We start from the raw sequence: 13,250 nt of genomic DNA on the forward strand, positions 1-13,250 counted from the left end.
GCCGGCAACGACAGCTTCCGCACCGGCTGGGCCGTCGGCGGCGGCATCGAGTACGCCCTGCCCACCGACTCGTTCCTGAACTTCTTCCGCTCCTCGGCCGTGACGCTCAAGGTCGAAGGCCTGTACGTCAACCTCGACCGCAACACCCGCAACCAGGGCGCGTTCGTCATCAACGCCGCCAACAACTTCCCGGTCGTCTACAGCGGCATCGGTCGCCGCTCCGACGAGTTCGCCGTCGTCCGCGCCGGCCTGAACTACAAGTTCGGCTCCTACTGAGATCGACCAGCGACGGTCGGGTGCGACGCTCGCATCCCGACCGTCGCACCCGACCCGACACGCGAAGGGGCCGCTTCCCACAGGAGGCGGCCCCTTCGCCGTTCGGGCGGGCCGAACGCGGCCCCCCGTCCTCGCGAGCGCGGCGGCGCGGAAGCTCGACGGCCAGCCGACGATGCGGCTGGCCCGGGATCGAGCCTCAGCCGATCGCCCAGAAGAGCGGCAGGGCGCCCGCCAGGAACAGCGCGGAGGAGATGAGCACGGCGACGCGCTCGCGATGGCGGAGGATGAGGGCGTGGGGCTGGGCGAACATGGGATGGCGGAGCTGAGGGAGCCGGATCGGAGGTGCGCGGTCACGCTGGCATCCGAACCTTGACGGATCGGGGGCAGGTCGCGTCATCCACAGGCGGTCGTCGGCGGGTGTCGCGGCCGTGCCACAGAGGCGGGCGGTAGGGCCGCCGCTCGGCGCTCCGCGCCGGATACCACGACGAGTGTTCGGTCGTCCGGGCCGTCGCCGGGGCGTCGCGGCGCGCCTCAGGCGACGGCCGAATCGGGGCGGCCGGGTGGCACGAACGTTTCGGACGCGTCGATCTGCGCGGCGAACCGCTCGATCGGCTGCGGACTGCTGATCAGGTAGCCCTGGACCTCGTCGCAGGCCTCCGCGGCCAGGAAGCGCATCTGCGCCTCCGTCTCGACGCCCTCCGCCACGACGCTCATCCCGAGGCTGCGGCCGAGCCCCAGAACCGCCCGCACGATCACCGCCGCCTGCGGACTGACCTCGACATGGCCCACGAAGGACCGGTCGATCTTGATCTTGTCGAAGGGGAAGGCCTGCAGCGTCGCGAGGGATGAGTAGCCGGTGCCGAAATCGTCCATCGCGATGGACACGCCGAAGGCCTTCAGCCGGCGCAGGATGCCGAGCGCCCGCGCCATGTCGTTGATGATCAGGGTCTCGGTGATCTCGAGTTCGAGCCGCGTCGGCGCCAGGCCCGTCTCGGTCAGGATGGACAGCACGCGCTCGGGCAGATCCGCCTGCTGGAACTGGCGCGGCGACAGGTTCACCGCCACCTTCAGAGGGTGCGCCCAGCGGGCCGCCTCGCGGCAAGCGGCCCGGAGCACCCACTCACCGAGCGGCAGGATCAGCCCGCTCTCCTCCGCCAGGGGGATGAAGGCGTTCGGCGGCACGAGGCCGCGGGTCGGATGCTCCCAGCGCACGAGCGCCTCGAACCCGAGAAGCCGGCCGGTGGCGGTGCTCACCTGCGGTTGATAGTGCAGGATGAGCTCGTCGCCCTCGATCGCCTGGCGCAGGTCGCGCTCCAGATCGCGCCGGGCCGCCTCGGCCGCGTCCATCGCGGGCTCGAACACCCGGTGGGTGTTCCGCCCCTCGGTCTTCGCCCGGTACAGGGCGAGGTCGGCCCGGCGGACCAGCGTCTCGCTGTCGAAGCCGTGGCCGGGTGCCCGGGCGATGCCGACGCTCAGGCCCACCTTCAGTCGCCGCTTGCCGAAGGGGATCGGCGCCTGGACGGCCGCGATCAGGCGCGCCGCCAGGGCCTCCGCGCGGGCAGGGTCGTCCGCATCGGCCACCAGCACGGCGAACTCGTCGCCGCTGAAGCGCGCCACCATGTCGTCGGCCCGCAGCACCGCGCGGATGCGATGGGCTACCGCCCGGAGCAGGAAGTCCCCGGCCGCGTGGCCGAGGCTGTCGTTGACGGCCTTGAAGCGGTCGAGGTCGAGGCACAGCACCGCGCAGGTGCCGCCGTTCAGATGCAGGTCGGCGAGCCGGATCTCGAGCCGCTCGTAGAACAGGGCGCGGTTGGGCAGGTCGGTGAGGCCGTCGTGGCGCGCCATGTGGGCGACCTGCCCCTCGGCGGCCTTGCGGGCGCTGATGTCGATCTGGGTGCCGATGAAGCGCACCGCGCGGCCGTCGGCGGCGCGCGCCACCACCTTGCCGCGCGTCATCATCCAGGCCCAGGAGCCGTCCTTGCGGCGCATGCGATGCTCGGACATGTAGGTCGGCGCCCGCCCGCTCAGGTGCTCGATCAGGGCCCGCTCGGCCGCGCCCGCATCCTCCGGGTGGAGCAGGGCCCGCCACGTCCGCGCGTGGCTCGCCAATTCGCCGGGCTCGTAGCCCAGGACCCCCCACCAGCGGTCGGAGGACCACGCCTCCCCGGTCGTGAGGTCGCAGTCCCAGAGCCCGTCGCTGCCCGCATCCTGCGCCAGGGCGAGGCGGGTCTCGCTGACCTGCAGCGTCTCCTCGGCCCGCTTGCGCGCGGTGATGTCCGTGAAGGTCCGCACCGCACCGCCGTCGGGCAGCGGCACGGTGCGGATCTCCAGCACGGTGCCGTCGGGGCGCTCGCGCTCGTAGGTGTGGGCGCGGCACTCCAGGCCGCCCGCGGCCACCCAGCGCTGCAGGGTCTCGCTCGCCTTCCCGAACTCGCCCCGCGCGATCTGGTATTGCCGCACCGCCTCGAAGGTCGGGCGGGACCGCATCAGGTCCGGCGGCAGGTCGAGCAGCGCGAGGGCGCGGGCATTACAGACCTGAACGACGCCGGCGGCGTCGATCATCATCAGCCCCTGATCCATCGTGTCGAGAACGGTGTCGAGGAGCTTCGCCTTCTCCCGCAGCGCGACCGTCCCACTGTTCATACCCGGGGATCCCAATCGTCCGCCTGGGCGAACATTCTGCTGGACGGTGCGAGGTCCCACCGGCGCGGACGGTACCATCGGGGAGCTTTCCGGATTCTTTCCGGAGGCCCGCTTTCAATCGCTGCGTGCACTTCCGGGCGGTTAGCCGGGACGAGGCCGGGACCCGGATTCCCGAGGCGCCTTGCCGGGCCTTGCCGGGCCGCCCGCGGAGCCCTCTGATAGGCGGCGCGCAGCGGGGACCGGGCCATGGCCGTGAGGCGGATCGTCACCAACATCCGGACCACGCAGGTCGAGGCGGCGCGGTCCTTCTACGCGGAGGTGCTCGGCCTGGAGGTGGTCATGGATCACGGCTGGATCCTGACCTTCGCGGCCCCCGGGATGTCGGCGACGCCGCAGATCAGCGTGGCCAGCGCGGGCGGCTCGGGCACGCCGGTTCCCGACATCTCGGTCGAGGTCGACGACCTAGCGGAGGTCCTCGCCCGCGTGAGGCGGGCCGGCCTGCCCGTGCTGTACGGCCCGGCCCGTGAGCCCTGGGGCGTGGAGCGGTTCTACGTCCGCGACCCGTTCGACCGGCTGGTCAACATCGTCGCCCATCGTGCGTGAAGCCGCGCGAGGCCGTCCGTGAGGCCGTCCGTGAGGCCGGGCCGGCCGCTCACTCGGCCTCGTCCCGGACCAGGGAGATGCAGGTCCGCACCATCTCCTCGAGCCGCAGGTCCTTAGTGTCCCCGATATTGGCGGTCTCCTCCAGACAGCGCATGAAGTACGCTGCGTCCAGCTTGGGCGACAGCGTGTGGAAGGCCCGGCCCATCCGGGTCGAGAAATCGATCTTGTCGGTCGCGCTCGCCCGCGGCCACAGCGAGGCCTTGTCGTCCACGGTCAGGCGGGCGGCCTTCGCCGGCAGAGTCGCGCAGGCCAGAGTCACTAAGACGATTATAAGCTTGGTCTGCATTGTAAATCTCCGATCCAGCGGCATAGAACTGCGCGACTCTTCGCAGCGGTGACGGTCGACGGACGCGCTGCTCCTGCGACTGGATGGGAGAAGCGATGCGCGCGATCCGTCTTTCCGGCCCGATCTCGGCCGGCCTCCTGGGTCTTCTGACGGCCCAGGCCCACGCTCAGGCGCAGCCCCCCGCGCAGCCCATCCCGCAACCCCCGATCCAGCCCCAGGGACAGCCCCCGATGCAGGCGCAGGACCCGGCGGCCGCCGATCCGCGGCGCAATCAGGCCGCGAAGCTCGCGGGGCTCGCCGGTTTCGTGAACCTCGAATGTCCCGGCCTGCGCAGCGATCCCGCGCGCCTCAAGCAGACCGTCGAGGCCCTGGGCGTCGACGCGGCGAGTCTGGAGACCGGCGACCTGCACCTGACCGCGACCCGCTACATCGCGGCCTACCAGAAGGACGTCGCGGCCAATTGCCGGAAGGCCGAGGCGACGTTCGGGCCGCAGGGATCGATCGTTCCCGGCCTGATCGTGCCGCGGTAGCCCCGGCCCGCTGACGGCGGTCGTCGTCACACCGGGCGCCCGTCCCGCGACAGGGCGATGCGCAGGAGGTCGGCGAGGCTGCCGGCGCCGAGCTTCTGCTTCATGCCCGAGACGACGGCCGACACGCTCCGGTGGCTCATCGACAGGCTGTCGGCGATCGCCTCGTTGGACTTGCCCGCCCCCAGCAGCGACAGCACCTGAACCTCCCGCGCGGTCAGGCGCGCGAGGGGCGATTCCAGGAGCCCGGCATTCAGCATGGCGATCTTGGTCGCGACCTCGTGCGGCAGGTAGCTGTGCCCGGCCGACACGGTCGCCAGCGCCTCGTGGAAGCGCGTCACCGCCGTGTCCTTCAGGACGAAGCCGTGCGCCCCGCCCTCGATGGCCCGGGCGACGATCACCGGATCGTCGTGCATGCTGAAGGCGAGGATCCGGGTCGCCGGCTCAAGGGCCCGCACCCGGCGGATCAGCGACAGGCCCGACAGCCCCTGGTCGCGGAAGCCCAGGTCGGTCACCACCAGCCCGGGCCGGTGGCGGTGGAAGGTGCGGTAGCCCGACACCACGTCCGCGGCCTCGTGGACCGCCCGGACGCCGGCATCCTCGGCGAGATGGCGGAAGCCGCGCCGCACGACCGGATGGTCGTCGACGATCAGCACCGCGTCGAGAACCCGCGGGCCGTCCCGCCCCGCCGGACGGTCGGCCGAGGCCCGGGCGGCGCTCACGGCGTCCCCTCGCCGACCGGGTACGGGCCGGCGAGGCGCGCCAGCGCGGCCGCGTGGTCGGCCCCCTGCATCCGGGCGTTGTAGTAGTGCTGGCACATCTCGCCGTAGAGGCTCTTGCGGCGGCCGCGCTCCGCCGCGATGCCGCCGAGACCGTCGAGGATCGCGCCGTAGCCCTCGCCGATGCCGGCCTCGGCCAGCATCTGGCCGAGCTGGACGGTGCGGTTGGCGATCATGCGCGGGTCCTCGATGAAGCCGTCGCGGGCTCCGGCCAGTGCCGTCGCCATCGCGCGCACGCGGGGATCGTCGGCCGGCAGGGCCTTGCCGGCCTCGCGGCCCGCGAGCCAGCGGGCCGGGTCGGTCCCGTCGGTCGGCGCGAGCCAGGCCGGCAGGGTACCCTCGGCGATGGTGGCCACCACCGCGCCGGCCTCGTCGGCGCGCGCGTCGGCGCGCTCGTCCGCCCCGCGGTCGCAGGCGCCGAGGGCCAGCAGGACCAGCCCGGACGCGATCCAGATGCGGCCGGCACGGCTCATCGCGCGGGCTCCCCCGCCAGGACCGTGCGCGGGCCCTCCGCCACCTTGATGCGCGCCGTCTCGCGCCAGGTGGCGAGATCGATCACCGAGACGTCGTCCGAGAACCAGTTCGCCACGTAGGCAAGCGGACCGACCACCGCGATGCCCTCGGGATAGGGGCCCACCGCCACGGTGGCGACGATCTCGAGCCGGGCCGCGTCGATCACCGTCACGGCGGCGGCGTGCTGGTTGGTGACCAGGATGCGGCTGCCGTCCCCGGTAACCGCCACGCCGTAGGGCATCCGGCCGGCCGGAACCGTGGCGCGGGCCCGCAGCGTCGCCGTGTCGATCACCGTGAGGTCGCCGCTGCGCACGTTGGCGACGTAGAGGCTGGCCTCGTCCGGTGCGAGCGCCAGGGCGAAGGGCGCCTCGCCGGTCGGGACCACGGCCACGCGGGCCATCGTCCCGGTGTCGATCACGCTGACCTGACGGCTCTCGCGGTCGGCGACGTAGAGCCGCCCGCGCCGGTCGAGGACGAGATGGGCCGGGTCGCGGCCCACCGCGGCGGCGCCCTCGACGGCGCCGGTCGCCGCGGAGATCCGCAGGACGCGGTCGCCCGACCAGTCGCCGACGTACAGGCGCGCCCCGTCCGGACTCGCCGCGAGGCCGAAGGCCTGGCCGGGGACGGGCAGGCGGCGGGGCGGCGCGCCGGGCGCGACGACGGTGACGGCGCGCCCGTCCGGGTGGGTCAGATAGAGGCGGCCGGCCCGGTCGGTCGCCGCCGCCACCGGCGCCGGCCCGAGCGGGATCCGCCCGGCCACTTTCCCGGCCTCGATCCGCGCCAGCTCGGCCCCCTGCTGGCTGACGACCCAGACCGGGTCGCCGGCCGCGGACGCGTCACTGGTCCCAGCGCCGGTCCCGGCCGCGACCGCGACCGCGAGCGTCGCGATCAGCCACAGGTGGCGCATGCGGGGCCTCAATGGGTCGTCCGGCCCTCGACGGCCGCCTTCAGGCCCTTGAGCCCGTCCGCGAAGTAGCGGTTCATCGCCGCGCGCCCGGCCTCGTCGCTGAGAGTCTCCGGCGGCTCGTTGCCGGTGTCGCCCCGGTAGAAGCGGCCGATCCACGACACCTTGGAGCCGGTCCCGTCCGGGGTCACGGTGAGCGTCGCCGAGTAGGAGGAGACGGGGAGCGCCTTCAGGTCCGGGTCGGACATCCGGTACGAGTAGGTCCGGCCGTCGGCCAGCCACTCGTCCAGCCCCTCGACCAGGGTGCCGCCGGCCTTTAGGGTCACCCGGCGGGTCGTGCCCTCGACGTTGCCGCCACTGGCCTCGGCCTTGGCCACGTCCGGGTGCCAGCGCCCGATGCCGCCGAAATCGCCCATCACCTTCCAGACCGCCTCCGGGGGCGCCTGGATGGTGATCGACTGGTCGATCTTCTGCGGCGTCGGCCCGTGGGCCAGCGCCGCGCCGGCGAGGCCGACGACGGCGAGGGCCGGGGCGAGGGCCGGAAAGAGGGCGAGGGGCATCCGCATGGTCAGGTCCTGATCGCTCCGGTTGGAGCAGGGGTTGGAGCAGGGTGGCCCGCGCGCGCGCGGAGCGCGCGAAGGGCGCGGGCGAGGGGGCCCGCCAGGAGGGCCAGGAGCGTCAGAACCAGGGCCGTCGCCAGGAGGGCGGGCCGCGGGTCGAGGCGGCCGGGCAGCGGGCGCGGCGTCGCCGCGGCGCGCAGAGGGGCGGCGAGACCGCCCGGGCCGTCGAGATGGACGTAGTCGAGGCCGGTCTCGGCGGCGAGGCGCTTCAGGTAGGGCTCGCGGACCGACGAGAGGTGCTCGGTGCCGTGGGCGGCCTGGGCTCCGAAGGGGGCGTTGCGCGGGTTGTAGCCCTCGCGGGATTCCGCGTCGGCCGGGGGCGGCCCGGAGCGGTTCTCCTGCTGGACGTCGCTCTCGCCGAGGAAACCCGTCTCGCGCCCGCGATCGTCGAAGCGCGGGATCGGCGACAGGCCGTAGCCGCCCGCGCCGACGATCAGCCCGCGCACCGCGCCGGGCCTGCTGTCGAAGGTCGGGCCGCCGGAGGCGGGCAGCGGCGGCGTCTCCTGGCCGTCGGTGAGGAACAGGAGGTCGGCGTCGATCTCCCCCGCCATGGCGATCGACCGGAACAGGCCGGCCGCGATGCGGCTGTCCCCCTCCCAGGCCATGCGCGGGTCGAGGGCCGCGATGGCGCCGTCCAGCGGCGCGAAGTCGGCGCAGACCTCGACCGGCGTGAACAGCAGGAACGGCCGCCGGTCGGTGAACAGGCCGAGCGCCACCCGCGAGCCGCAGGGGAGGTCGGGCAGCGTCGCCCGAAGCGCCGCCTTGACGGTCTCGAGCCGGCTCATCGACCCGCCGGCGGCGGGATAGTCGCGCACCGCCATGCTGCCGGTGATGTCGACCACCGCCAGCACCGACACGCCGGTGCGGGTGACCGGGATCGGCGGCGCGACCAGGGCCGCCAGCGCCAGCGCGAGGGCGGCCGCCAGGGCGCGGAACCGCCCGTCGCGCAGGTTGCGGGCGACGAGGGTGGGCAGGACCGAGGGCAGGACGGGGGGAAGGACGCGCCGCGGGCTCACGGGCCGCCCCGCGGCTGGCCGGGGATGTCGGTCCAGATCTTCTTCGGCTCGGCGCGCAGCTCGTCCCCGGTCTTGCGGTCGAATTCCGGGTAGTCGCGCACGAGGCGCGAGGCGACGTCGAGGTTGTACTTGGCGTCCCAGAATTCGGGCCGGGCCTGGAGGGCGCGGCGGTAATCCTGCCGCGCCAGCGTCACCTGGGGCGCGGCCTTGTCGAGGTCGCCCCGGCCGATCAGCGCGAAGGCCTGCCGCATCCGCGCGTTGCCGATGACGTACCGCGCCCGGGCCGCCTCCCGCACCGCGCCGGCGCGGTCGAGGGCGTCGAGGAGGGGCTCGGTCTCGCCGAGACGGTCCCGGGCGGCGAGGAATCCGATCCGTGCCGCCAGGAGGGCCGGCCGCGCATCCGGCTCGACCGGCCGGTCGCGGCCCGCCTCCAGGGCGGCGATCCGGTCGTCGTCGCGCGCGGCGCTCCAGCCCGAGACGGCGAACCACAGGGCGGCGGCCGCGAGGACCAGCGGCAGCGCGACCAGCAGGGCCGGCCGGACCCGGCGCCACGCCGCCGCGGCGCCGAGGCGGGGGAGGGCGGCGCGGCGGCGCGGGGCCGGGCCGTCGAGGAGGGCGCCGGCGCTCATGCCGCCCTCCGCGCCGCCGCGCCCGCGGCCTCCGTCGCGGTCTCCGCACCGGCCGGGGCCCCCGCGAGGTCCGCCTCGGCGAGCTTGGCCACGACGAGCGCGGCGAGGCCGAGGGCGGCGAGCGCGGCGGCGAGCCCGGTCAGGTCCCGGCGCGGGCGCTCCTCGACGTAGGGGATCGGGTCCCGCTCCAGGGCCTCGATCTGCCGGATGGCGGCGGCCACCGCCTCGGCGCCCTCGGCCTCGAAGGCGCGGTAGGGCACGCCGAGGCTCTTGAAGAACAGGTCGAGATGGCGCTCCGGCGCGGCCTGGGGCGTGTCCTCGCCGGCCGGCCGGTCGGCGATGCCGGGCGATCCCTGGGTGCGCAGGAACAGCCAGTACAGGTTCGGCCGGATCCGCGCGACCGCGGCGCGCAGCTGGTCCTGGATGCGCGGGTCGATCACCGCCGCGCCGTCGGAGACCAGCAGGAGAACCCGCGAGGCGCCGACATCGATTCCGAACTGCGACAGGGCCATGCCGAGGCCCCGGCCGATATTGGTGTAGTCGAGGCCGGGCCGGTCGATGGCGGCGATCGCCGCCCGCACGGCGTCGTGGCGGTCGGTCATCGGCATGACTAGCATCGGCGCGGTGGAGAAGGCCGTCACGGCGAACAGATCGTGCGCCCGGGCGCCGACGAAATCGGCCAGCAGGCGCCGGGAGGCCGCAGCCTTCGATTCCTCGGCGCCGGAGGGCTGCCGGCCCGCGAAGGTCTCGTTCATGCTGCCTGAGCGGTCGATCAGCAGCGAGACCTGCGCGCCGATGCCGAGGCGCTCGATCCTTGCGCCCGTCCGGTAGGGGCCTGCCAGGGCCACGATCAGGCCGGCGATGGCCAGGACGCCGGCGAGCGTCAGCGCCCGGCCGAGCCAGGCCGAGAGGGGGTCGGCCGGGGCGGCGGCGACCGCCGGCACGGCCGTTCGGCGCAGGGCCGAGCGGGCCAGCGGCAGCAGCGCCAGCGGCAGCAGCCACAGGACCCAGGGATCGGTCGCGCCGAGGCGGGCGAGGAGATCGGTCACGGCCTCACGCGCTCCGCTCCGCCGCCGCGAGCCGCGCCAGGAGCGCCTCGGCCTCGGCGCGGGGCCAGGCCGCGCGCGCGGCCGGCAGCCGGCCGCCGAAGAACGCGAGGCGCGAGGCCTCGAAGAAGCGCGCGAGCCCCGCCGCCTGGCCCCGGAAGGCCCCGTGCCGGGCGAGGAAGGCGCCAAGATCGTCGGCCAGCACCCGCCTCCCGTCGGTCAGGTCGAGGCCCCGGTGCAGGGCCAGCAGCGCCGCCCGGTAGGCCTGATCGGGCCCGGCCCCCGCCCGCTGCCGCCGGAGCGCGCGCAGAGCCGCCGCGAAGGGCCGGCCCCGCCGCTGCCGGAACGGTCCCCAGGCCCGATCGTGCGCCAGCGCCAGCGCGGCGAGGCCCGCGAGGGCGCCGAGACCCGCCGCCGCTGCGACGTCCGGCCCGGGATCGACCCGCCCGCTCCGGCCGTCCGGGCGCAGGTACTCGGCCGGATCCTCGCGCCGCTGCGGCTGCACCTCGCGCAGGGGCGAGACGCCGAGGCTCCAGCCCGGCACCTGGACGGCCGCGGTGGTGCGCCCGGTCGCCGCCTCGCTCGCCAGCGTCAGGGGGAAGCCCGGCACCTCCAGGGTGCGGGCGTCGAGGGCGGCGTAGAAGCTCTGGTAGGTGAGGCGCAGGCGCACCCGCCGGCCGCCGGCCGCCGGGGCCTCGTCGACCGCGACGGCGCGCAGGTCGAGCCAGTAGGTCACCGGACCGGGCCGGGGCAGGGTCGCGCGCTGCAGCCGGAAGTCGGGATCGGCCAGGATCTCCACCTGCGCCTCGACCAGGTCGCCCAGGAAGATCCCGAAGGGCCGGGGGCTGCGCACCTCGACGGAGCGCACCTGCGCGGCGGCCGGGCCGGCCGTCAGGGCGAGCGGCGCGGCCAGGATGCCGGCCAGGACACCGGCGAGGACGCCGGCGCGGAGGCTGGCGAAGAGACCGGCGGAGAGGCCGGCCGGCAGGAGGGCGGGACCGCGCGCGCCCATGCTCAGGTCGTCATCAGGTGGCGGGTCAGCGCCTGGGCGTCGAAGCGTCCGGCGAGCCGGAAGACCCGGCGCGCGAAGGGCGCGGCGGCGCGCTCCAGGGCGGCGACCCGGTCCCGCTCCCGGGCGATCCAGGCCCGGCGCAGGCTCGGGCGCAGCAGGACCACGCGGCGGCCGCCGCCCTCGAGGTCGTCGAGCTCGACGAGGCCGAAGGCCGGCAGCGCCTCCGCCTCGGCGGGGTCGGCGAGCAGGATCGGCACCGTGTCGTGCGGCGCCAGGGCGGCGAAGACTCGGGCGATCAGGCTCTCCGGCCAGCGGAAGTCGGAGGCGAGGAAGACGAGCTTCGGCCGCCCGGCGAGCCGCCGCGCGGCCTCGAGCATGCCGGCGCAGCCGCGTCCCGCGCGCGGCGCGCCCGCGACCCGCTCGGCCGCGGCGACGGCCGCGCCCCGGTGGCGGGTGGCGGGGAGGGTGAGGTCGTCGCGCAGGGTCTCGTCGCAGCCGATCAGGCCGAACCCGTCGCTGATCCGGGTCGCCGAGACGGCCAGGGCCCGGCAGAGATCGCCCGTGAGCCGCGCCCGGTCGGCCGTGCCGGAAAAGCCCATCGAGGCCGAGAGATCGACCAGGACCCAGGTCTCGACCGCGGTCCGCGCCTCGAAGCGGCGGACATGCACGCCCTCGAACGGGTCGCGCAGCGTCGCGCGCAGGTCGATGCGGCGGGCATCCGGCAGTTGCAGGAACGGCACCTGATCGCGGAACGGGCCGGCGCCGCCGGCGTCGCGCCCCCGGTGGAGGCCGGCCCGGCTGCCGCGCGGCCGCCAGCGCGGCAGGTAGACGATGTCGGCCGTGCGCGGGTCGCTCACGGCGCCGGCACCGTCTCGAACGCGGCCCGGCACAGGGCGGGCACGATCGCGCCGCGCTGCAATTCGTGGACGGGCTCGAGGAAGACCCGGTGGGCCATCACCTCGGTGAAGACCGCCCGCACGTCCTCCGGCACCAGCCACTCGCGGCCCTCCAGCCACGCCCGCACCCGGGCGGCGCGCACCAGGAAGGCGACGCCGCGCGGCGAGGCGCCGCCCTGCACCAGGGTGGCGGTGTCGAGGCCCGGGAGCCGGATCCCGGCCTCCGCGGGGCGGACCAGCGCGTCCCAGAGGGCCACCACGTAGGCCTCGATCGACGGCTCCGCGCGGACGGCGTGCTGGATCGCGGCCGCGATGCCGCCGATCCGGGCGTGGTCGAGCACGCCCTCGGCGACCGCGCCGACGAGGGCGTCGGTGTCGTGGAAGCGCGGGTCGAAGACCAGGCTCCGGCGCACCGCCGCGTCCCGGGGCGCCTCCAGCCCGATCTCCATCAGGAAGCGGTCGCGGGCCGCGGCCGGGAGCTCGAAGGTCTCCTCCCGCTCGACGCGGTTGCGGTCGGCGAAGACCTGCAGGTTCGGGAAGGCGTAGGTGCGGCCGAAGGCCTGGACGCTGCGCTCGGCCATCAGCCGGAGCAGCAGGGCGTGGACCTGCGGCCGCGCCCGGTTGATCTCGTTGAAGAAGAACACCGAGAGATCCTCGGCCCGGGCCAGGACCGGGCCGGGATCGACCCGCGGCCGGCCGTCGGGGCCGAGGTAGGTGTGGTAGATCAGGTCGGTCGGCATCATGTCGACCGTGCCCTCGACGCGCTCGTAGGCCCCGCCCAGCGCCCGGGCCACCGCCCGCAGCAGGGTGGTCTTGCCGACGCCGACATCGCCCTCGAGCATCACGTGGCCGCGGGCGAAGATCGCGATCGTCACGAGGCGGATCGCCCGCTCCTGGCCGACCACCGCCTTGGCGACCTCCGCCTCGAAGCGGGCCGCCGCCGCCCGCCAGTCGGTGAGCATCGTGTCTCCGGAACGGAGGGTGTTCATGAGGCGGTGCCTGCGCGTGTCGATGCGGCGTGCGCTGCCGAGCGTCGCTGTGGGCCGGCGCCGCGGCGCGGGCCGGCCCCAGGACGGTCGGATCGGTCGCGATCAGTTCGAAGAGATCTTGGCGACGTCGTACTCGAACTTGCCGGTCTTCTTGGCGTTCTCGATCCGCTTCCTGTTGCGCTCCTCCATCTGCTTGATGGATTCGGCCTGCTTGCTGACCTCCTTCGGGTCGTGCTTGGGATCGTACTTGGTCCCGGCGACCTTCTCGGGGAAGCCGGGCTTCGGCTGCCAGCAATTGCCCGGCGCCTTGCAGGTCTGACCGTCGTAGGCCAGCGCCGGCACCGCGAAGGCCGCCCCCGCGATCAGCATCGCCGCAGTGATCACTGTGCGCATCGTAGATTCCTCCGTCTCTTCCTGGGGCGGCCGGTCGGGCCGCCGGTTCGCCCCGTCT

At 74.8% G+C, this 13,250-nt stretch carries 15 protein-coding genes and 1 pseudogene; 3 read left to right on the forward strand and 13 right to left on the reverse strand.

What is annotated here, in order from left to right; genetic code table 11:
- Positions 1–276, forward strand: a pseudogene (locus tag BM314_RS27555) (porin family protein); the annotation flags it as partial.
- A gap of 531 nt (positions 277–807) precedes the next feature.
- Here BM314_RS27555 and BM314_RS27560 read toward each other — a convergent pair.
- Entirely contained in the window at positions 808–2,919 is a 2,112-nt protein-coding gene (locus tag BM314_RS27560) for a putative bifunctional diguanylate cyclase/phosphodiesterase (RefSeq protein WP_091981659.1), read from the reverse strand.
- A 246-nt stretch (positions 2,920–3,165) separates the two neighbouring features.
- Here BM314_RS27560 and BM314_RS27565 point away from each other — a divergent pair, with 246 nt between their 5' ends.
- Positions 3,166–3,522, forward strand: a complete 357-nt coding sequence (locus tag BM314_RS27565) for a VOC family protein (protein WP_091981663.1) — start codon at positions 3,166–3,168, stop codon at positions 3,520–3,522.
- 49 nt (positions 3,523–3,571) lie between these two features.
- On the opposite strand, the gene BM314_RS27570 is transcribed toward BM314_RS27565, so the two are convergent.
- Entirely contained in the window at positions 3,572–3,868 is a 297-nt protein-coding gene (locus tag BM314_RS27570) for a hypothetical protein (RefSeq protein WP_234081578.1), read from the reverse strand.
- 95 nt (positions 3,869–3,963) lie between these two features.
- Here BM314_RS27570 and BM314_RS27575 point away from each other — a divergent pair, with 95 nt between their 5' ends.
- Complete coding sequence (locus BM314_RS27575; RefSeq protein ID WP_244527084.1) at positions 3,964–4,398, forward strand: hypothetical protein; 435 nt, start codon at positions 3,964–3,966, stop codon at positions 4,396–4,398.
- 26 nt (positions 4,399–4,424) lie between these two features.
- Here BM314_RS27575 and BM314_RS27580 read toward each other — a convergent pair whose 3' ends face one another.
- The 11 genes from BM314_RS27580 to BM314_RS27630 all read right to left on the reverse strand — a co-directional run bounded on the left by BM314_RS27580 (position 4,425) and on the right by BM314_RS27630 (position 13,192).
- A complete protein-coding gene (locus BM314_RS27580) occupies positions 4,425–5,117 on the reverse strand; it encodes a response regulator transcription factor (RefSeq protein WP_020096040.1) in 693 nt (230 codons plus the stop codon).
- Positions 5,114–5,647, reverse strand: coding sequence for an MxaH protein (locus tag BM314_RS27585; RefSeq protein ID WP_091981666.1), 534 nt, complete (start codon positions 5,645–5,647; stop codon positions 5,114–5,116). The genes BM314_RS27580 and BM314_RS27585 overlap by 4 nt, the downstream gene beginning before the upstream one ends.
- The gene (locus tag BM314_RS27590) at positions 5,644–6,594 is read right to left on the reverse strand and encodes a YncE family protein (protein ID WP_091981669.1); all 951 of its coding nucleotides are present in this window, start codon (positions 6,592–6,594) and stop codon (positions 5,644–5,646) included. Before BM314_RS27590 ends, BM314_RS27585 begins: the two co-directional genes overlap by 4 nt.
- A gap of 8 nt (positions 6,595–6,602) precedes the next feature.
- The gene (locus BM314_RS27595; protein WP_091981672.1) at positions 6,603–7,157 is read right to left on the reverse strand and encodes an SRPBCC family protein; all 555 of its coding nucleotides are present in this window, start codon (positions 7,155–7,157) and stop codon (positions 6,603–6,605) included.
- 2 nt (positions 7,158–7,159) lie between these two features.
- Complete coding sequence (locus BM314_RS27600; protein WP_091981674.1) at positions 7,160–8,227, reverse strand: vWA domain-containing protein; 1,068 nt, start codon at positions 8,225–8,227, stop codon at positions 7,160–7,162.
- The gene (locus tag BM314_RS27605; protein ID WP_091928522.1) at positions 8,224–8,856 is read right to left on the reverse strand and encodes an MxaK protein; all 633 of its coding nucleotides are present in this window, start codon (positions 8,854–8,856) and stop codon (positions 8,224–8,226) included. Before BM314_RS27605 ends, BM314_RS27600 begins: the two co-directional genes overlap by 4 nt.
- Entirely contained in the window at positions 8,853–9,905 is a 1,053-nt protein-coding gene (locus BM314_RS27610) for a vWA domain-containing protein (RefSeq protein WP_091928523.1), read from the reverse strand. Before BM314_RS27610 ends, BM314_RS27605 begins: the two co-directional genes overlap by 4 nt.
- Before the next feature lie 4 nt (positions 9,906–9,909).
- Entirely contained in the window at positions 9,910–10,914 is a 1,005-nt protein-coding gene (locus BM314_RS27615; protein ID WP_244540059.1) for a nonribosomal peptide synthetase MxaA, read from the reverse strand.
- A 2-nt stretch (positions 10,915–10,916) separates the two neighbouring features.
- Positions 10,917–11,771 (reverse strand): DUF58 domain-containing protein, encoded by an 855-nt coding sequence (locus BM314_RS27620; protein WP_091928531.1) that lies wholly within the window; start codon positions 11,769–11,771, stop codon positions 10,917–10,919.
- Positions 11,768–12,799: an AAA family ATPase gene (locus BM314_RS27625; protein WP_091683313.1), complete on the reverse strand. Its 1,032-nt coding sequence runs from the start codon at positions 12,797–12,799 to the stop codon at positions 11,768–11,770. The genes BM314_RS27620 and BM314_RS27625 overlap by 4 nt, the downstream gene beginning before the upstream one ends.
- Positions 12,800–12,901: 102 nt before the next feature.
- Positions 12,902–13,192: a methanol dehydrogenase [cytochrome c] subunit gene (locus BM314_RS27630; RefSeq protein ID WP_012321128.1), complete on the reverse strand. Its 291-nt coding sequence runs from the start codon at positions 13,190–13,192 to the stop codon at positions 12,902–12,904.
- Between the last annotated feature and the right edge of the window lie 58 nt (positions 13,193–13,250).

The organism is Methylobacterium sp. 13MFTsu3.1M2 (genome assembly GCF_900112625.1).
In the GTDB taxonomy this organism is placed as follows: Bacteria; Pseudomonadota; Alphaproteobacteria; order Rhizobiales; family Beijerinckiaceae; genus Methylobacterium.

Bases quoted from the DNA above. Each gene is read 5' to 3' on its own strand.
- BM314_RS27605 (WP_091928522.1), bottom strand. From the start codon at position 8,856: ATGAGCGCCGGCGCCCTCCTCGACGGCCCGGCCCCGCGCCGCCGCGCC.
- BM314_RS27570 (WP_234081578.1), bottom strand. From the start codon at position 3,868: ATGCAGACCAAGCTTATAATCGTCTTAGTGACTCTGGCCTGCGCGACT.
- BM314_RS27575 (WP_244527084.1), top strand. From the start codon at position 3,964: ATGCGCGCGATCCGTCTTTCCGGCCCGATCTCGGCCGGCCTCCTGGGT.
- BM314_RS27625 (WP_091683313.1), bottom strand. From the start codon at position 12,799: ATGAACACCCTCCGTTCCGGAGACACGATGCTCACCGACTGGCGGGCG.
- BM314_RS27565 (WP_091981663.1), top strand. From the start codon at position 3,166: ATGGCCGTGAGGCGGATCGTCACCAACATCCGGACCACGCAGGTCGAG.
- BM314_RS27590 (WP_091981669.1), bottom strand. From the start codon at position 6,594: ATGCGCCACCTGTGGCTGATCGCGACGCTCGCGGTCGCGGTCGCGGCC.
- BM314_RS27560 (WP_091981659.1), bottom strand. From the start codon at position 2,919: ATGAACAGTGGGACGGTCGCGCTGCGGGAGAAGGCGAAGCTCCTCGAC.
- BM314_RS27615 (WP_244540059.1), bottom strand. From the start codon at position 10,914: ATGGGCGCGCGCGGTCCCGCCCTCCTGCCGGCCGGCCTCTCCGCCGGT.
- BM314_RS27595 (WP_091981672.1), bottom strand. From the start codon at position 7,157: ATGCGGATGCCCCTCGCCCTCTTTCCGGCCCTCGCCCCGGCCCTCGCC.
- BM314_RS27630 (WP_012321128.1), bottom strand. From the start codon at position 13,192: ATGCGCACAGTGATCACTGCGGCGATGCTGATCGCGGGGGCGGCCTTC.
- BM314_RS27585 (WP_091981666.1), bottom strand. From the start codon at position 5,647: ATGAGCCGTGCCGGCCGCATCTGGATCGCGTCCGGGCTGGTCCTGCTG.